Raw genomic sequence first — 17261 nt, 5'->3', positions numbered from 1 at the left:
AATCAAAACGAAACCTTTTGACGAATAACATGAAAATAATTCACGCACATCACCCATTTTCCCGATGCTAGAAATCCGTCACCTGCGCACCCTGAGTGCCTTGCGTTCCTCCGGCAGCCTGGTGCGCGCTGCGCAGCTGCTCAATTTGACCCAGTCGGCCCTGTCGCACCAGATCCGTTTGCTGGAAGAGCGCTACAAGGCGCCCTTGTTCGAGCGCAAGTCGATGCCGATCGCCTTTACGGCCACGGGCAGCCGGCTGCTGGAGCTGGCCGACAAGCTGCTGCCCGAGATCGAGTTGGCCGAGCGCGACGTGGCGCGCCTGTCGCAGGGCGACAAGGGGCAGCTGCGCGTGGCGCTCGAATGCCATACCTGCTTCGACTGGCTGATGCCCGTGATGGATGCGTTCCGCCAGCGCTGGCCTGAGGTGGAAATCGACCTGGTGTCGGGCTTTCACAGCGAACCGGCGGAGCTGCTGCGCTCGGGCGAGGCCGATCTGGTGATCGGCTCGCCGTATGGCCCCGATTTCACCGTGTTTCCCTTGTTCCGCTTTGAAATGCTGGTGGTGATGGCGCAGAAGCACCGGCTGCAGGCGCAGCGCCGGCTGGTGGCGGCCGACTTTACGGGCGAGACCCTGATCACCTATCCCGTGCCGGAAGAGCGCATCGATCTGATCCGCGAAGTGCTGCGGCCCGCCGGCATCCAGTTTGAACGCCGCACGGCCGAGCTGACGGTGGCCGTGCTGCAGCTGGTGGCGAGCCGGCGCGGCATCGCCGCCTTGCCGAACTGGGCCATCAAGAACTACGTCGATTACGATTATGTGGTGGCGCGCCCGGTGGGTGAGCACGGCTTGTGGAGCGATTTGTACGTGTCCGTGCCGGAGCCGTTGCAGGATAAGGCGTATGTGCGCGATTTCGTCAGCGTGATACGCGAACAGTGCGCGGCCTCGCTCGACGGTATCAAGTTGTTGTCCTGATCAACGTTGACTTGGAAACAAACCAACAGGAAAGCTTGATAAATATCAAGGTTTAGCAATGAACCACCGCTTACAGTTGAGCACTGTGCGGCGCAACATGGCGCCGCCTACTCTTTGGAGAGGAACGATATGTTTTCATTTTCGGAACAATGGGCACGCGCCGGCAAGGCCGTGGTGGAAGCACAGTTGAGCAGTGCGCAAGCGTATCTCCAGGCTGCGGTCGACAGCGGTGCCAGCGTGCTCGATTGGCAGATCGATGCGGGCCGTGCGGCGCTGGCGGCCGCTACGGTGGCGGGCAATCAGCTGCTGTCCGTGAAGGATACGCAAGCGCTGCTGCAACTGTCGCGCACGCAGTCGCAACTGGCCATCGAACGCATCGGTGCATATGGCCGCCAGGCAAAGGATGTTGCTCAAGAAACCCATGAGAAATTCGACACTGTGACAAAGGGTGAGTTTGCTGCATCGCGTCAAAAATTTGGCGAGCTGTTGCAGGTGGTAAAGCAAACGCCCGTGCCCCTGATTATTCCCTTCAATAATTTTCTAAAAACCACTTTCGGCGGCGCCGATGAAGGGTATGATAAAAATAAAAACACGCGTCCCGTTCGTCAAACGTAGGCGCGTTGCGGCCCGGCAGCGGCTATCCGCCGCGCCGGGCCGCCTGCCGCCATCGCAGGGTAGACTGCCATCGCTGCCGTCTGCGGTGCGGTGCTGGAACTGTGGCGCATGCCACGCTAGAATGAAACACAGCTTGCTGTGTCTTCCCGAATTCGGATTCATTGGATTCTATTAACACCTTGACCTTGACCTTGGCCTTCGTGGCCTGCATATCGGAGAAATAAATGGATGATGTCGTAATCGTGGCCGCCGGCCGTACCGCAGTCGGAAAATTCGGTGGCAGTCTGGCCAAGATTCCTGCGTCCGAACTGGGCGCGCACGTAATCAAGGGCTTGCTGGCACAAACCGGCATCGACCCGAACCTGATCGGCGAAGCGATCCTGGGTCAGGTGCTGACGGCTGCCGTCGGCCAGAACGCCGCGCGCCAGGCTGTCATCAAGGCAGGCCTGCCCAGCTCCATCCCGGCATTCACCATCAACAAGGTATGCGGCAGCGGCCTGAAGGCTACGCATCTGGCGGCGCAAGCGATCAAGTGCGGCGACGCCAACATCATCATCGCCGGCGGCCAGGAAAACATGAGCGCATCGCCGCACGCCATGAACGGCTCGCGCGACGGTTTCCGCATGGGCGACTTCAAGATGATCGACACCATGATCGTCGACGGCCTGTGGGACGTGTACAACCAGTACCACATGGGCATCACGGCGGAAAACGTCGCCAAGAAATACGAAGTGACGCGCGCCGAGCAGGATGAATTCGCGCTGCAGTCGCAATTGAAGGCGGAAGCGGCGCAAAAGGCGGGCAAGTTCAAGGATGAAATCCTGCCGCTGGAAATCGCCAACAAAAAAGGCACCGTGGTCTTCGACAGCGACGAATACATCAAGCCCGGTTCGACCCTGGAATCGCTGACCGGCCTGCGCCCCGCGTTCGCCAAGGACGGCACCGTCACGGCCGGCAACGCCTCGGGCCTGAACGATGGCGCCGCCGCCGTCATCATGATGTCCGCTTCGCAAGCGAAGGAACTGGGCTTGAAGCCGCTGGCGCGCATCAAGGCTTACGCCTCGTCGGGCCTGGACCCGGCCGTCATGGGCATGGGCCCTGTCTCCGCCTCGCGTTTGTGCCTGAAAAAAGCCGGCTGGACGCATGAAGAGCTGGACTTGATGGAAATCAACGAAGCGTTTGCCGCGCAAGCGATTGCCGTCAACAAGGAAATGGGTTGGGATACCAGCAAGATCAACGTGAACGGCGGCGCGATTGCCATCGGCCACCCGATCGGCGCCTCCGGCGCGCGCATCCTGGTCACCCTGATCCACGAAATGATCCGCCGCGACGCCAAGAAAGGCTTGGCCGCATTGTGCATCGGCGGCGGCATGGGCGTCGCCCTGGCGATTGAGCGGGACTAATCGCTAGCGCCGAACCCGGGCTGTCGCGCGCAGTGCGTGACAGCGGGGTTCGCTGCGGTTCACCGCCGTCACGCGGCAGTTTTGGATAACTTCCATTAAATAATTAACTTTTTAGCAGCAGAACGACACTGAGGGGATGAAAATGGCAAGAGTTGCATTGGTAACTGGTGGCATGGGTGGTCTGGGCGAAGCAGTCTGTTTCAAGCTGGCGGCGCTCGGCTATCGCGTGGTCACGACCTATTCTCCAGGCAATCCGAAGGTCGCGGAATGGCTGGCGACGACCAAGGACATGGGCTATGACTTCAAGGCGTATCCGTGCGACGTGGCCGACTACGATTCGGCGGCTGCCTGTGTGGCTGCCGTGGAAGCGGAAATCGGTCCTGTCGACGTGCTGGTGAATAACGCCGGCATCACGCGCGACATGACGTTCAAGAAGATGGACAAGCCGAACTGGGATGCCGTGATGAGCACCAACCTCGATTCCGTCTTCAACATGACCAAGCCCGTCTGCGACGGCATGGTGGAACGCGGCTGGGGCCGCATCATCAATATTTCGTCCGTGAATGGTCAGAAGGGCGCTTTCGGCCAGACCAACTATTCGGCCGCGAAAGCCGGCATGCACGGTTTCACCAAGTCGCTGGCGCTGGAAGTGGCGCGCAAGAACGTCACCGTCAATACCATTTCGCCAGGCTACATCGGCACCAAGATGGTCATGGCGATTCCGCAGGAAGTGCTCGACAGCAAAATCATCCCGCAAATTCCGATGGCGCGCCTGGGCAAGCCGGAAGAAGTGGCTGGCCTGGTAGCCTACCTGGCTTCCGATGAGGCAGCGTTCGTCACGGGCGCGAATATCTCGATCAACGGCGGCCAGCACATGTCGTAATCGGTATTGAGGTACAACAGAGAGACAGCTGCGGCTGTCTTTTTTTATACTGGCAAGCAAAACAGGCGGGGTGCATGCTTTGCCTTAGAATCAGCATTTCTCCACGGCATTATCCCCATGACCCTCTTTCCTGCCTTGCGTCGCGCCAGCGTGGCCGCCATCCTTTTCCTGGGCGCCAGCGCGGCCCAGGCCAGCGTCGCGTTCCACGTCACTGTGATTACCGAGCGCGTCAACAAGCCCGGCGTGAACACCAGCCTGCCCGCGCGCGATACGCAGGACAGCGATGTCGTGCTGGGCCCGCATTACCTGAGCGTGCGTGAGGGCAAGAGCTTGTCCGTGCTCGATTTTGCCACGCGCCGTCGCTACATGATCAATACGGCGGCGTCCACCTACGACACGTATTCGCTGTTCGACGTGGCGGGCTTTCGGCATATCGAGATCGGGCACCGCAAGGGTATGGCTGGCGCGCTCCAGGCTGGCGGCCTGCAGGCCCACGTCACGCCGCGCGTGTATGAGGAGCAATCGCTGTCCGTGCCGGCGGCAAGGCGGCGCGGCGCACTGGCGCCGCAGGTGCTCGACGGCGCCGTGCTGTGGTCGCTCGACGAGCAGCCGCTGCTGCGCCTGGGGATTGCTGGCAGCCCCGCCAGCGGCGACGATGCCGCGGCGTTTGCCCAGTACTTGCGCTACACCTGGGGCGGCCATCCGCTGGTGCTGAAGATGCTGGCCGATGGCAAGCGCATTCCCGCCGACTTCACCTTGCACTACCAGGAAGTGGGCGGCAAGGTCACGCGCCATTTCCGCATCAACCGGCTTGTCATGGACGCGCCTGCCACGTATTCCCTGGCCGCGTACCGGCCACGTCCGCTGGCGGCCGATGCGTCCCCACTCGACAGAGTGCTGGCGCAGGCGGCGCTGTTGCCGCCGCTGGGAGCCCAGGCGCATCCGGCACTGCGGGCCGAAGCGGAACGCCTGTTTGCGGCAGAGAAGCCCTTCGAGGCTTTTTTGAGCATGCTGGAAGACCATTTTTCCACGGGCGCGCTGGTCGACAAACTCACGCCCCAGCAGCAAATGGCCATGCAGGAGTGCGAGCCCATCCATGACTTGACGCGGGGCCTGCTGGTCAAGGACCAGGCCGGCATCGCGGCCGCGCTGGTGACGGTGCAGGAGTTAAGGACGCAAGCGGGGCGGGATCAGCCCGTATTGGCCTTGTTCGAAGGGAATTTGCGCGCCAAGCTGGGGCAATGGCCGGAAGCGACTGCGCTGTATCTGCAAGTGCTGCAGGCAAAACCGCAGATGGCGGCCGTGTACCAGGACCTGGGTGACGCCTTGCTGGCACAATTTGATGCGCCGAACGCCTGGCGCAGCTGGGATGCGGGCCGGGCCATGGCGTCGTCGCTGCGGCAATTTCGCAAGGTCAACAATCTTGAGCGCGACCTGCTGAGTGACTATCCCGCCTTCTTTACCGATGGCGCGCCGGTTCAGCCGAAAGTTCAGCCCAGCACCAGCCGTCCGGCCAGCAGCACGAAGACGGAAGGCAGCACGAACTTGCCGTAAGGCGAAGGTTTGCCGCGCAGGCGGCGCGCCAGGCGCGCGGCCAGCACGGCGTACACGGCGTCGAACAGCAGGCCCACCAGCACCAGGACGGCGCCCAGGCGCAGGTATTGCATGCCGACGCTGTCGCTGCCGGTGACGAATTGCGGCAGGAACATGCTGCAAAACAGCAGTGCCTTCGGATTGAGCAGATTGGTCAGGAAGCCGCGCACCAGACTGGCGCGGGGGCTGTGCGCCGTAGCGGGGGCGGCTTCTTCCTGTGCCGTTTTTTTCGACAGGGCCGACTGCAGCAAGCGCAGCGCCAGGTACAACAGATACGCGGCACCCGCCCATTTGACCCACTGCAGGGCTTGCGGATGCGTCACCATCAGCGCCGCCAGGCCCGCGCCCGACAGCGCCACGTGCACCGCGCGCGCACCGGCGATGCCCAGGGCCGTCACCAGCGCCGTGGCCACGCCGCGCGCGGCGCCTGTCGCCAGCACCAGCGCCATGTCGGGACCCGGTAATAAAAAGGCGCCGGCCAGTGCCAGCAGGTACATCAGGAAGGTAGAATCGGACATGCAGTCAGTCGAAAAGAAAACGGGAGCAGGCGCACGGTGCAGCCTGCTCGCCGGGCCCCATTATGTTCTTGCTGTGATGAAATGTGCTTGCTTTTCCTGCCCTGCATGCCCTAGTATTCGGGTAGATTCCACTCCTATAAAAACAAAAAATAGATGAAAATTTCAGAAGTTAGCCTCGATGCCACCGATTTGCAGATACTCAGGCTGTTGCAGGATGAAGGACGGCTGTCCAACGCGCGCCTGGCCGAGCGCTTGAAGCTCAGCGAAACCCCCGTCTGGCGCCGCTTGCGCCGCCTGGAAGAAGAAGGTTTCATCACCGGCTACCAGGCTTTGCTCAATCGCAAGAAGCTGGGCATCGGCCTGGTGGCGTTTGTACGGGTCGTGTTTGCCAACCATGGCGGCGAGCAGCCCTCGCAGTTCGAGCAAGCCATCGCCACGATTCCCGAGATATTGTCGTGCCACAATGTGGCGGGCGAAGCCGATTATTTCCTGCAAGTAGTGGCGCGCGACCTGGAAGCGTATGGCGAATTCGTTTCGACCGTGCTGCGCCGCCTGCCCGGCGTGGCGGAAATCCAGTCCAGCCTGTCGATGCGCGAAATCAAGTCGTCGAACCGCCTGCCCTTGCCGCTGGCCTGAGGCGCCGGGGGCGCACTATCGCACTATAATTGGGTCTTTGCCAGGCATCCGCCGCCTGGTTTTCAGACCGTCTACGAGGACCGCCATGCCCGATTCCCTGTCGCCCCTGTTTCCCGTCCTGTCGCCGAACCGGCACGGCATGCTGGCGGTCGATGACATCCACACCATTTACTGGGAAGAGTGTGGCAATCCCGATGGCATTCCCGTGCTGTTCCTGCATGGCGGCCCCGGCGCGGGCCTGTCGCCGCAGCACCGCCGCTTCTTCGATCCGCAACGCTACCGCGTGATCCTGTTCGACCAGCGCGGTGCGGGCAAGTCCACGCCGCTGGGCGAATGGCGCAACAACACGACGCAGCTGCTGATCGACGATATCGAAGTGCTGCGCGCCCAGTTCGGCATCGCCCAATGGCTGGTGTTTGGCGGCTCCTGGGGCTCGACCCTGGCGCTGGCGTATGGCCAGGCGCATCCCGAAGCTTGCCTCGGTTTCGTGCTGCGTGGCATTTTCCTCTGCACGCAGGCGGAGATCGACTGGTTCATCGACGGCGTGCGCTGGTTTTATCCGGAACTGTACGAAGAATTTGCCGCCCCCATTCCGCCAGAGGAACGGGGCGACCTGCTGGCCGCCTATGTGCAACGCATCCTCAGCAGCGACCCCGCCGTGTACTGGCCCGCCGCGCGCGCCTGGAGCCGCTTCGAGGGGCGCCGCGTGTACCTGATGCCGCAGCCGGAAGATGCGCCGAACGATGCGCTGGACCTGGGCGTAGGCCGGCTCGAATCGCATTACATGGCCAATCTCGGTTTCTTCGAGGAAGACCAGCTGATCCGCAACATGGGGCGCATCGCGCATTTGCCGGCCGTCATCGTGCAGGGACGCTACGACGCCATTTGCCCACCGCTGTCGGCCTACCGCCTGCACAAGGCCTGGCCCGGCGCGCAGCTGGACATGATCCCGGACGCGGGCCATGGCGCGCTCGAGCACGGCATCGCTTCGGCGCTGGTGCGCGCCACCGAACGCTTCGCCCCGGGGCGCGGCTTCGCATGACGGCAGGGTCTGCCTGGCGGCAAAGCGGCCTGCCGGCGTGCGCCACCTGCTACACTAGCGCCTGTGCCGCCGCCTTCCGCGGGCGGCAGTGCGACCTTACCTTTTTTTACCCATGAACATACAGATCGGCGACATCGGCCATATCATCCAGCTGGCGATTGCGCCGGTCTTCCTGCTGACAGGTATTGGCACCATGCTGGTCGTGCTGACCAACCGCCTGGGCCGCATCATCGACCGCACGCGCGTGCTGGAAGACCGGCTCGACATCGGCTACAACGATTTCTACATGGATGAGTTAGATACGCTCTATACGCGTACCCATTTGATCAATTATTCGATCTCCCTGAGCACGGCGTGCGGTTTCTTTGTCTGCATCATCATCGCCATGCTGTTTCTGGGCGATATTATGAACCTGACGCTGGATAAATACATCGCCGTGTTCTTCGTGCTGGCCGTGATCTGCCTGATCGGTTGTTTCACCTATCTGCTGCGCGAGATTTACCTGGCCGCCACCGCCCAGCGCATCCGGCGCCATATCCGCCCACCCCGCTAGGCGGGCCGCGCCGGTTTTACCTTCCATATTAAGAACGAGTCAAGCATGCACGATTACAAACGCCCCCCCACCCTGCACCGCTACGGCCAGCGCAGCGAGCTCGAATTGGCCTTGAGCCTGGGTCAGTTCCGCCTGGAGCCGGCGGGCAATTGCCTGACCCTCAGTTTTTCGCAAGTGTGGGACAAGCAACTGTTCGACCTGTTCGCCCCGGCCGACGCCTGTTTGATCATCCACAATACGGAAGAATTCGGCGAACGCCTGCACCGCGCCGTGCAGCGCACCTTGCCCAGCTGGGCCGGCATCGACGGCATCGTCGAATATGGCCAGCGCGCGGCCCTGGGCGCCGCCTTCACCAAGACGCGCGCCGAAGCGCCCGAGCAGGAATGGCTGTTCGCCTGGCGCTCGATGCAGCCGCAGGCCAGTTTGAACCCCGTCACGGTAAAACTGGGCAGCCTGGAAAATTTCGCGGAGCTGCGCGACCGCGATACGTATTTAGCCTGATTTATCAGGATTTATCGGCATGCTGGCTGTCGATGCGGGCCAGCACGGCCGCCATCATGCGCTCGATATCGCCGCGTATCATGGTCGTGCCCAGCATGCCGGGCACATAGAAGCCCGGCATCAGCCGGCTGCTGAAGACGATGCGCGTGCCGCCCGTCTCGGGGATGGGATACAAATTCCAGCGCGATTCGTAATGCCGCATGTCGCCCGAAATGAGGGCGATGTCGATGGCCGTGAACGGCGTTTCCGTGGCCCGCACCACCAGGTGGATGGCGTGGTTCATGAACAGGAAGCGCGCCATGCCCTGCTGCTCGATGATGACTTCATTGCCGTTGCGCGACAGCACGCGGCAGGAACTGAGGTCGGGCACGAATTCGCTCATGCGCTCGTAGGTGGTCAGCGTCTTCCAGACGGACGCCAGCGGCGCCTGCACGCTGCCGCTGGCATCGACTTCATACATGCGTTGCCCGTCGACCTCGATGCGCTTGACGTCGACCTTCAACCTGTCCAGGCGCAGCACCTGCATCTGCGCTTGTGCTGCCGCCGGGGTGGCAACGGTGCACAGCATCAGCAGGCAGAGGAAGAGGCGCGTCATGCTACCTAGCCTACGGGAAACTTGCGCCCGGCACAAGCTGTACCCATCGCCGGCGAGTGCGCCGGGCGATTTAGAACTCCCGGTCTAGAGAAATACGCTGCGGCGGCCAGCAATGCTTGTTACCGTACGGCCTGCATACCATCTTCTATCGGACCGACCATGACTGCCTATCCCCATTTGCTGGCCCCGCTCGACCTGGGCTTCACCACCTTGCGCAACCGCGTCATCATGGGGTCCATGCACACGGGCCTGGAAGACCGTTTTTATCATTATGGCAAGCTGGCCGCGTTTTACCGCGAACGGGCACGCGGCGGCGTGGGGTTGATCGTCACGGGCGGCATCTCGCCGAACCGCCAGGGCTGGCTGCTGCCGTTCGGCGGCACCTTGAATTTCCTCGGCGACGTGCCCAACCATCGCAAGGTGACGCGCGCCGTGCACGAGGAGGGCGGCAAGATCGTCATGCAGATCCTGCATGCGGGCCGCTACGGCTACCAGCCCTTCGTCGTCTCGGCGTCGGCAAAAAAATCGCCGATTTCGCCCTTCCGCCCCCGTCCCTTGAGCGAACGGGGCATCGAGCGCACCATCTGCGACTACGTGCGCTGCGCGCGCCTGGCGCAAAAGGCGGGCTACGACGGCATCGAGGTGATGGGCAGCGAAGGATACCTATTGAACCAGTTCCTGTGCGCGCGCACCAACCTGCGCCAGGACCGCTGGGGCGGCAGCATCGAGAACCGCATGCGCCTGCCCGTGGAAATCGTGCGCCGCATCCGCGCCGCCGTCGGCCCCAACTTCATCATCATGTACCGCCACTCGCTGCTCGACCTGGTCGAGGGCGGCAGTACCTGGGACGACGTGGTGACGGTGGCCAGGGCGCTGGAACAGGCGGGCGTGACGATACTCAATACGGGCTTCGGCTGGCATGAAGCGCGCGTGCCCACCATCGTCACCTCGGTGCCGCGCGCCGCCTTTGCCAGCGTGGCGGGTCGGCTGCGCCGCGAAGTGAGCATTCCCGTGGTGGCCTCGAACCGCATCAACATGCCGCACGAAGCCAACGCCATCCTGGAGCGGGGCGACTGCGACCTGGTGTCGATGGCGCGCCCCTTCCTGGCCGACCCTGACTTTGTCGCCAAGGCTGCCTCGGGACGCGCCGACGAAATCAACACCTGCATCGGTTGCAACCAGGCGTGCCTGGACCACACCTTTGCCAACAAGCGCGCCAGCTGCCTGGTCAACCCGCGCGCCTGCCATGAAACGGAACTCGTGTACGCGAAAAAAGCCGTGCCGCGCAAGGTAGCCGTCGTCGGCGCCGGTCCGGCCGGCCTGTCGGCCGCCACCGTGGCCGCCGAATGCGGGCACGAAGTGACCCTGTTCGACAGCGGCGACAGCGTCGGCGGCCAGTTCAAGGTGGCCATGCAGATACCCGGCAAGGAAGAATTTACAGAAACCATCCGTTATTTTGCCCGCCGGCTGGCGCTGCTGGAGGTCAAGCTGCGCCTGGGCCAGCGCGTCACGCGCGAGCAATTGCTGGCTGGCGGCTATGACGACGTTATCATCGCCACCGGCATCAAGGTGCGCCTGCCGGCCATTCCCGGTATCGAGCATCCGAAAGTGCTGTCGTATCTGGACGTGCTGCAAGCCAAGAAGCCTGTCGGCGCGCGCGTGGCCATCATTGGCGCGGGCGGCATCGGTTTCGACGTGGGCGAGTATTTGCTGCACGACCCGGCGCACCCGCTGCCGCAAGCCGTGGCGACCTGGGCGGGCGAGTGGGGCGTGGATTTGGACGCGGCGACCGGTGGCGGCCTGGTGCCGCCCGTGGCATCCACCCCGGTGAGGCAAATCTTCCTGTTGCAGCGCAAGACCTCGAAAGTGGGCGCGGGACTGGGCAAGACCTCGGGCTGGGTGCATCGGGCGGCGCTGGCGAGAAACGGCGTGGCCATGCTGGCCGGCGTGACCTACGACAAGATCGACGGGCAAGGCTTGCACATCACCGTGGGCGGCGAGCAGCGCCTGCTGGCGGTGGACAACGTGGTCATCTGCGCGGGCCAGGACAGTTTGACGGAACTCATGCCGCCAGCCGACAAGGATGGCAAGCCGCTGGCCACGGGCGGCCCGCGCTTCCATAAGATCGGCGGCGCCGCGCTGGCGGCGGAACTCGATGCCAAGCGGGCCATACGGGAGGGCGCGGAGCTGGCAGCGAGTCTATAAAAAATGGGGCCAGTCCTTTCAGGGGGCTGCGCCCCAATGGGGCGCGTCCCGATCCCGAAGGGACTGACCCCGGAAGCCGGCATCAATGCCCGCCATGCCCCCTCTTCACCGTCTCAAAACTCTGCAGCACGTGCTCGGCCATGCCATTCGCCAGTTCGTGCTCGCCAATAAACACTTTGCCCGCGTTTTCCGCGCGCAGCAATTCCGCCTCTTCCTCGCTGTGCGTGCGCACCACCGTCAGGATGGAGGGGTTCAGCGCGCGCGCCGTCGCTATCATGGCGCGCACGTGGAAGGTGTCCGGTGTGGCAATGACGAGCATGGTGGCGTGCGTGATGTGCGCCTGGATCAGCACGGCCGGTTCGCCCGCGTTACCGGCCACGGCCGGGATGCCCTCCTTGCGCAACTGGTCGACGATGTCGCGGTTTTCCTCGGCCACGACAAAGTGGATGCCCCGTTCCATCAGGGCGGCGGCGATGCGCCGGCCCACGCGCCCATACCCGACCAGCACGACTTGCCCCGACAGCTTTTCCTGCGGCACCGTCATCGGCAACTCAGCCAGCGGGTCCGTGGTGCGCTCGAACTTGCGCGCGAAATCGCTGTTGCCGATCACGCGCAGCAGCGGCTTGGCCAGGCTGAACACCAGCGGGTTGAGGGCGATGGACAGGATGGCGCCGGCCAGAATCAGGCTTTGCCCTTCCTGCGGCATCAGGCCCAGCGACAGGCCCAGGGCGGCCAGGATGAACGAGAATTCACCGATCTGCGCCAGGCTGGCCGAGACGATGATGGCTGTTTTCGGCGGATAGCGCAGGGCCATCACCAGCAAGAAGGCGGCGATCGACTTGCCGAAGATAATGATGGCGCACACGGCCAGCACTTGCAGCGGCTTGTCGATGAGGATATTCGGCTCGAACAGCATGCCGACGGAAACGAAGAACAGCACGGCGAAGGCGTCGCGCAGGGGCAGCGACTCTTCCGCGGCGCGATGACTGAGTTCGGATTCGCGCAGCACCATGCCGGCGAAGAAGGCGCCCAGCGCGAACGACACGCCGAACAGCTTGGTCGAAGCGTAGGCGATGCCGACGGCGGCGGCGATCACGCACAGGGTAAACAGTTCGCGCGAACCGGTGCGCGCCACTTGCCACAGTATCCACGGGAACAGCTTGCGGCCCACCACCAGCATGAAGACGATGAAGCCGGCCACTTGCCCCAGGGTCACGGCCAGGGTTTGCCACAGGCTGACGGCCTCGGCATCCGGTGCCACTTTACCACCGAGCACACCGGCAAACGCCGGCAGCAGCACCAGCACCAGCACGGTGACCAGGTCTTCCACCACCAGCCAGCCGACGGCGATGCGCCCGTTGAGCGAGTCGAGGATGCCCCGTTCTTCCAGCGCGCGCAGCAGCACCACGGTACTGGCCACGGACAGGGCCAGGCCAAAGATCAGCCCGCCACCGAGGGTCCAGCCCCACCAGTGGGCCAGGCCCATGCCCATCGCCGTGGCGACGCCGATCTGCAGGATGGCGCCGGGCAGCGCGATCTTGCGCACGTCCCACAAATCCTCGATGGAAAAGTGCAGGCCGACACCGAACATCATCAGCATCACCCCGATTTCCGCCAATTGCCCGGCCAGTTCCGCATCCGCCACAAAACCGGGTGTGGCCGGTCCGATGATGATACCGGCGGCCAGATAGCCGACCAATGCCGGCAGTTTCAGGCGCGCGGCGATGAAGCCAAAGATGAGGCCGAACCCGAGGGCGGCGGCGATGGTGGTGATCAGACTGATGTCATGGGGCATGCGTGGTGGGTTCCTTATGGGGGCGTGCGGATGGAAAAAGAGGGTGTTCAGCGATCGAGTATAAACGCAACAAAGCTGCGGCTGGAATGTTCCTGCCGCTTTTTTTACAAAAAATTTACGCACCATCTTCGTCCAGGTGGCCGCGAACGCATGCCATCCACCCGCATCTGCGCCTAATTGAAGCAATCAGGCGCTTCTCCCCCAGGCGCTTACACCTTGCGCACGACCACGCAGCCGATGGAATAGCCGGCGCCGAACGAGCAGATGACGCCCATGGCGCCCGCCGCCATATCATCCTGATAGGTATGGAAGGCGATAATGGAACCGGCCGACGAAGTGTTGGCGTAGGTGTCGAGGATCACGGGCGCCTCGTTGGCTTCCGCGTCGCGGCCCAGGATCAGGCGCGCGATCAGCAAGTTCATGTTCAGGTTGGCCTGGTGCAGCCAGTAGCGGCTCACTTGCGCCACTTCCACGCCGGCCTTGGCCAGGGTTGCCTTGATCATCTCGGCCGCCATCGGGCACACTTCCTTGAAGACCTTGCGGCCTTGCTGGCGGAACAGCTTATCTGCCTTGCCCACGCCGGATTCGTCAAAACGGTTGAGGAAGCCGAAATTGTTGCGGATGGCGTTCGAGAAGCGCGTTTTGAGTTGCGTGCCGATGATCTCGAACTGGTGCTGCGACACGGCCGTGTCCTTGGCTTCGACGATGATGGCGGTGCAGGCGTCGCCGAAAATAAAATGGCTGTCGCGGTCGCGCCAGTTCAGATGGCCGCTGGTGATTTCGGGATTGAGCACGAGCACGGCGCGCGCCTGGCCGCTTTGCACGGCGGCGACAGCTTGCTGGATGCCGAAGGTGGCGGACGAGCACGCCACGTTCATGTCGAAACCATAACCATCGATGCCCAGCGCATCCTGCACTTCCACGGCCATGGCCGGATAGGCGCGCTGCATATTGCTGCACGCTACCAGCACCATATCGATGTCGGCCGGCGCGCGGCCGGCGCGCGCCAGCGCATCGCGCGCGGCGGCGACAGCCATTTCCGCCTGCAAGGACAATTCGTCATCGCCCCGTTCCGCAATGCGCGAGACCATGCGGGCAGGATCGAGGATGCCTTCCTTTTCCATCACGAAGCGCGACTTGATGCCGGACGCCTTTTCGATGAAGGCCACGCTCGACAGGTCCAGCGCCGTCACCTCGCCCGTGGCGATCGCGTCGGCGTGATCGGCATTGAATTTTTCTGCGTAGGCATTGAAGCAGGTGACCAGTTCTTCGTTGGAGATCGAAAATGGCGGCGTGTACAGTCCGGTACCGCTGATGACGACTTGTTTCATGGTTAAACTTTCAAATTTGGCAATCGGCGCGCTGCCGATAAGTGAAGCAAATTTTACACAAACGGACTCGACTGTAGAGAGTTTCGTGTTGCGGAGGAGGGGGAAGTGTGGCGGAAGATTGATTTTTGTCGCTTGGACGGGTGACCGGGGAGCATGGCGCCCCCCGCTGTGCTGTTGGCGCTGCTGCTTACTTCTTCTGTTCTTTCTTGACGTCGGCTTGCACCACCACCGGTTCGGCCTTGGCCAGTTGCACCGGCAAACCTTTCAGGTGGTTCAGCGCCTGATGCAATTGAAAATCATCCTTGCTGCCAAATTCCAGCGGCTTGCGGGTCTTTTCCAGGGCGATGATGCGCAATTGCTCTTCCATCTCGTCGTTGACGGGCGCGGCCTTGGCGCCGTTGGTGGCGCTGCCTTGGTCGCGGTCGTTGCTCAGGTGCTTGGTCAGGTCCGCTTCGCGGATGCGCAAGCCGTTCAAGCCGTCGCCGTCCGCATTTTCATCGACCAGCAAGTCGGGCACGATGCCCTTGGCCTGGATCGAGCGGCCGTTCGGCGTGTAGTAGCGGGCCGTCGTCAGCTTGACGGCCGTGTCGGCGGTCAGCTGGCGAATGGTTTGCACGGAACCCTTGCCGAAGGTTTGCGTGCCGATGATGGTGGCGCGCTTGTAATCCTGCAGGGCGCCGGCAACGATTTCCGAGGCCGAGGCCGAGCCCGTGTTGACCAGCACCACCAGCGGCACTTTTTTGATGGCTGCCGGTAATTTCGCCAGCGCATCGCCTTCCGAGCGGAAGGTATAGTATTCGGCGCGGCCGTAGAATACCTGTTTCGAGTCGGGCAACTGGCCGTTCGTCGAGACGATGGCCGCGTCCTTTGGCAGGAAGGCGGCCGAGACGCCGATGGCGCCCTGCAGCACGCCGCCCGGATCGTTGCGCAGGTCGAGCACCATGCCCTTGATGTGCGGGTCTTGCTGGTACAGGGCCGTGATCTGCGCTGCCATGTCGTCGACGGTCGGTTCCTGGAATTGCGACACGCGCAGCCAGGCGTAGCCCGGTTCGACCATCTTCGCCTTCACGCTTTTTTGATGGATTTCCTCGCGAGTAATGGTGAAGGCCAGCGGCTGCGGTTCATCCTTGCGGGCGATGGTCAGCGACACCTTGGTGCCCGGTTCGCCGCGCATGCGCTTGACGTTATCGTCCAGGCTGACGCCTTTCACGGGCTGGCCATCCAGGCGGGTGATTAAATCGCCGGCCTTGATGCCGGCGCGGTAGGCGGGAGAATCTTCGATGGGTGAGACGATCTTGATGTAGCCGTCTTCGCTGAGGCCAATTTCAATGCCCAGGCCGACGAACTTGCCTTCGGAGCCTTCGCGCAGCTCGGCGTAGGCTTTCTTGTCCAGGTAGGCGGAATGGGGGTCGAGCGAGGCGACCATGCCGGAAATGGCGTCTTCCAGCAGTTTCTTGTCTTCCACCGGCTCGACGTAATCGGACTTGATCAGGCCAAACACATCGGCCAGCTGGCGCAGCTCTTCCAGCGGCAGGGGCGGCTCGACGGTTTTTTGCGCCATGGCCGAAAATTGCAGCGACACGGCGACGCCGGCCACCACGCCCAAGCCGATCAAGCCGGTATTTTTGAGTTTGCCCATCATTGCACCTTTGCAGCTAGCGTGTCTTGCACAAGCGCCAGTCCCCGTGGAGCGGCGCTTTCCTGAAAGTATAGACCTGAATCTCTGCCGGCGTGGGCCGGCCATGGAAAAAGCGTGCCTGGGCCCAGTCTACGCGCGAAAACGGGGCTGTCAGCTTGCCATATGTTGCGGCTTTGTATGCGATGTATAGTTACTCTTGAGGGGAGTAAGCATTTGTAAGAGTCGAAAAAAAGCGTGTGCGGCGGCCCTATAGTGGACTCGCATTCTCGACCCGAAGTGGTTTTGCCTGCGTCTGCGGACGCAGGCTTTTTTTTATCCGGAGCCCCCATGACCTCGTTGACCTTTACCCCTGCCGTGCGCCGCCTCGGCCTGGCCTTGCTGCTGGGCACGACCGCCTTGACCGCCTCGGCCGTGCCGATTGCCGAGATGCGCCTGGAAGACTTGCTGCCGATGGCCCCCGATTTCAGGACGGAATTGAAACTCAATGCGAATCAAACCATCTTGTGGCAACAGGTGGAAGGGAAAAGCCGCCAACTCTTGCGTGAACGCAAGGCGCGCCACGAACGCCTGCAAGCGGGCGTGGCACAGGGCTTGCAGGCGCCCCGGCTGGAGTTGCGCGATTTGCTCGCCGGCCTGGACAATGAAAGCACACAGAGCCTGACCGAAGAAAAGCAGTTGCGCGAGTGGTGGCTGAGCGTCAACGATGCCCTGGACGAGCAGCAGCGCCAGGCGGTGGCCCAGTTCATCGCTGGCCAGATGGCGCGCATAATGAACGCCGCCGCGCCCCGTAGTGAATCGCGCGGCGCGCCCGGTGGCGAACACGGCGGGCGCAAGGGTGGCAAGGGGGGAATGGGTGGCGCGGGCGCCAGCATGACGCTGCCCGGTAACTGAGGGGCAATTCCGGGGCAGTCCCGGGGCAAGGATGGCCAAATGGCATGGTCGCGTGCTACATTCCTGCAGCGCCTGGCGCGGCGGGCTA

General features: G+C 62.8%; 16 protein-coding genes. 11 read left to right on the top strand and 5 right to left on the bottom strand.

Annotation, left to right across the window (positions count from 1 at the left end; all coding sequences use genetic code 11):
- The first annotated feature begins 64 nt into the window (after positions 1–64).
- The 5 genes from ACQ4WP_RS00870 to ACQ4WP_RS00850 all read left to right on the top strand — a co-directional run bounded on the left by ACQ4WP_RS00870 (position 65) and on the right by ACQ4WP_RS00850 (position 5428).
- A complete protein-coding gene (locus tag ACQ4WP_RS00870; protein ID WP_436518229.1) occupies positions 65–973 on the top strand; it encodes a LysR family transcriptional regulator in 909 nt (302 codons plus the stop codon).
- Positions 974–1102: 129 nt separating this feature from the next.
- Complete coding sequence (locus tag ACQ4WP_RS00865) at positions 1103–1588, top strand: phasin family protein (protein ID WP_436518228.1); 486 nt, start codon at positions 1103–1105, stop codon at positions 1586–1588.
- A 224-nt stretch (positions 1589–1812) separates the two neighbouring features.
- Entirely contained in the window at positions 1813–2991 is a 1179-nt protein-coding gene (locus tag ACQ4WP_RS00860; RefSeq protein WP_426073533.1) for an acetyl-CoA C-acetyltransferase, read from the top strand.
- A 142-nt stretch (positions 2992–3133) separates the two neighbouring features.
- Positions 3134–3874 (top strand): acetoacetyl-CoA reductase, encoded by a 741-nt coding sequence (gene phbB / locus ACQ4WP_RS00855; RefSeq protein ID WP_034752894.1) that lies wholly within the window; start codon positions 3134–3136, stop codon positions 3872–3874.
- A 117-nt stretch (positions 3875–3991) separates the two neighbouring features.
- Positions 3992–5428 (top strand): tetratricopeptide repeat protein, encoded by a 1437-nt coding sequence (locus tag ACQ4WP_RS00850; RefSeq protein ID WP_436518227.1) that lies wholly within the window; start codon positions 3992–3994, stop codon positions 5426–5428.
- Here the strand turns inward: ACQ4WP_RS00850 and ACQ4WP_RS00845 are convergent.
- Positions 5365–5985 carry a LysE family translocator gene (locus ACQ4WP_RS00845; RefSeq protein ID WP_436518226.1) on the bottom strand — a complete coding sequence of 207 codons (621 nt, stop codon included), beginning with the start codon at positions 5983–5985 and terminating at the stop codon, positions 5365–5367. The genes ACQ4WP_RS00850 and ACQ4WP_RS00845 overlap by 64 nt on opposite strands.
- A gap of 153 nt (positions 5986–6138) precedes the next feature.
- On the opposite strand from ACQ4WP_RS00845, the gene ACQ4WP_RS00840 reads away from it, so the two are divergent.
- From ACQ4WP_RS00840 to ACQ4WP_RS00825, 4 genes are all read left to right on the top strand, one after another.
- Complete coding sequence (locus ACQ4WP_RS00840) at positions 6139–6621, top strand: Lrp/AsnC family transcriptional regulator (RefSeq protein WP_010393611.1); 483 nt, start codon at positions 6139–6141, stop codon at positions 6619–6621.
- A gap of 85 nt (positions 6622–6706) precedes the next feature.
- On the top strand, positions 6707–7663 hold the full coding sequence (pip, locus tag ACQ4WP_RS00835) for a prolyl aminopeptidase (RefSeq protein WP_436518225.1): 957 nt from the start codon (positions 6707–6709) through the stop codon (positions 7661–7663).
- Positions 7664–7775: 112 nt separating this feature from the next.
- Positions 7776–8216 carry a DUF2721 domain-containing protein gene (locus ACQ4WP_RS00830; RefSeq protein WP_071079926.1) on the top strand — a complete coding sequence of 147 codons (441 nt, stop codon included), beginning with the start codon at positions 7776–7778 and terminating at the stop codon, positions 8214–8216.
- A gap of 45 nt (positions 8217–8261) precedes the next feature.
- Positions 8262–8717, top strand: a complete 456-nt coding sequence (locus tag ACQ4WP_RS00825) for a hypothetical protein (RefSeq protein ID WP_436518224.1) — start codon at positions 8262–8264, stop codon at positions 8715–8717.
- A gap of 4 nt (positions 8718–8721) precedes the next feature.
- On the opposite strand, the gene ACQ4WP_RS00820 is transcribed toward ACQ4WP_RS00825, so the two are convergent.
- Positions 8722–9312, bottom strand: a complete 591-nt coding sequence (locus tag ACQ4WP_RS00820) for an SRPBCC family protein (protein WP_436518223.1) — start codon at positions 9310–9312, stop codon at positions 8722–8724.
- Between the two features lie 159 nt (positions 9313–9471).
- Between ACQ4WP_RS00820 and ACQ4WP_RS00815 the strand changes: the two genes are divergently transcribed.
- Positions 9472–11517: an oxidoreductase gene (locus ACQ4WP_RS00815; RefSeq protein ID WP_436518222.1), complete on the top strand. Its 2046-nt coding sequence runs from the start codon at positions 9472–9474 to the stop codon at positions 11515–11517.
- Between the two features lie 82 nt (positions 11518–11599).
- On the opposite strand, the gene ACQ4WP_RS00810 is transcribed toward ACQ4WP_RS00815, so the two are convergent.
- From ACQ4WP_RS00810 to ACQ4WP_RS00800, 3 genes are all read right to left on the bottom strand, one after another.
- Positions 11600–13312 carry a cation:proton antiporter domain-containing protein gene (locus ACQ4WP_RS00810; protein ID WP_436518221.1) on the bottom strand — a complete coding sequence of 571 codons (1713 nt, stop codon included), beginning with the start codon at positions 13310–13312 and terminating at the stop codon, positions 11600–11602.
- A 209-nt stretch (positions 13313–13521) separates the two neighbouring features.
- The gene (locus ACQ4WP_RS00805; protein WP_436518220.1) at positions 13522–14643 is read right to left on the bottom strand and encodes a beta-ketoacyl-ACP synthase III; all 1122 of its coding nucleotides are present in this window, start codon (positions 14641–14643) and stop codon (positions 13522–13524) included.
- Positions 14644–14830: 187 nt separating this feature from the next.
- Positions 14831–16285 (bottom strand): S41 family peptidase, encoded by a 1455-nt coding sequence (locus ACQ4WP_RS00800; RefSeq protein WP_436518219.1) that lies wholly within the window; start codon positions 16283–16285, stop codon positions 14831–14833.
- 324 nt (positions 16286–16609) lie between these two features.
- On the opposite strand from ACQ4WP_RS00800, the gene ACQ4WP_RS00795 reads away from it, so the two are divergent.
- Positions 16610–17173, top strand: a complete 564-nt coding sequence (locus ACQ4WP_RS00795; RefSeq protein WP_436518217.1) for a hypothetical protein — start codon at positions 16610–16612, stop codon at positions 17171–17173.
- Positions 17174–17261: the final 88 nt, after the last annotated feature.

Origin of the sequence: Janthinobacterium lyxosi, assembly GCF_051380665.1 — a bacterium.
Taxonomy (GTDB): domain Bacteria; phylum Pseudomonadota; class Gammaproteobacteria; order Burkholderiales; family Burkholderiaceae_D; genus Janthinobacterium.
Note: the sequence above shows the minus strand (reverse complement) of the source record. Positions and strands in the feature narration are given on the sequence as shown.

Coding starts and splice junctions, on each gene's coding strand:
- ACQ4WP_RS00870 (WP_436518229.1), top strand. CDS start 65: ATGCTAGAAATCCGTCACCTGCGCACCCTGAGTGCCTTGCGTTCCTCC.
- ACQ4WP_RS00865 (WP_436518228.1), top strand. CDS start 1,103: ATGTTTTCATTTTCGGAACAATGGGCACGCGCCGGCAAGGCCGTGGTG.
- ACQ4WP_RS00860 (WP_426073533.1), top strand. CDS start 1,813: ATGGATGATGTCGTAATCGTGGCCGCCGGCCGTACCGCAGTCGGAAAA.
- phbB (WP_034752894.1), top strand. CDS start 3,134: ATGGCAAGAGTTGCATTGGTAACTGGTGGCATGGGTGGTCTGGGCGAA.
- ACQ4WP_RS00850 (WP_436518227.1), top strand. CDS start 3,992: ATGACCCTCTTTCCTGCCTTGCGTCGCGCCAGCGTGGCCGCCATCCTT.
- ACQ4WP_RS00845 (WP_436518226.1), bottom strand. CDS start 5,985: ATGTCCGATTCTACCTTCCTGATGTACCTGCTGGCACTGGCCGGCGCC.
- ACQ4WP_RS00840 (WP_010393611.1), top strand. CDS start 6,139: ATGAAAATTTCAGAAGTTAGCCTCGATGCCACCGATTTGCAGATACTC.
- pip (WP_436518225.1), top strand. CDS start 6,707: ATGCCCGATTCCCTGTCGCCCCTGTTTCCCGTCCTGTCGCCGAACCGG.
- ACQ4WP_RS00830 (WP_071079926.1), top strand. CDS start 7,776: ATGAACATACAGATCGGCGACATCGGCCATATCATCCAGCTGGCGATT.
- ACQ4WP_RS00825 (WP_436518224.1), top strand. CDS start 8,262: ATGCACGATTACAAACGCCCCCCCACCCTGCACCGCTACGGCCAGCGC.
- ACQ4WP_RS00820 (WP_436518223.1), bottom strand. CDS start 9,312: ATGACGCGCCTCTTCCTCTGCCTGCTGATGCTGTGCACCGTTGCCACC.
- ACQ4WP_RS00815 (WP_436518222.1), top strand. CDS start 9,472: ATGACTGCCTATCCCCATTTGCTGGCCCCGCTCGACCTGGGCTTCACC.
- ACQ4WP_RS00810 (WP_436518221.1), bottom strand. CDS start 13,312: ATGCCCCATGACATCAGTCTGATCACCACCATCGCCGCCGCCCTCGGG.
- ACQ4WP_RS00805 (WP_436518220.1), bottom strand. CDS start 14,643: ATGAAACAAGTCGTCATCAGCGGTACCGGACTGTACACGCCGCCATTT.
- ACQ4WP_RS00800 (WP_436518219.1), bottom strand. CDS start 16,285: ATGATGGGCAAACTCAAAAATACCGGCTTGATCGGCTTGGGCGTGGTG.
- ACQ4WP_RS00795 (WP_436518217.1), top strand. CDS start 16,610: ATGACCTCGTTGACCTTTACCCCTGCCGTGCGCCGCCTCGGCCTGGCC.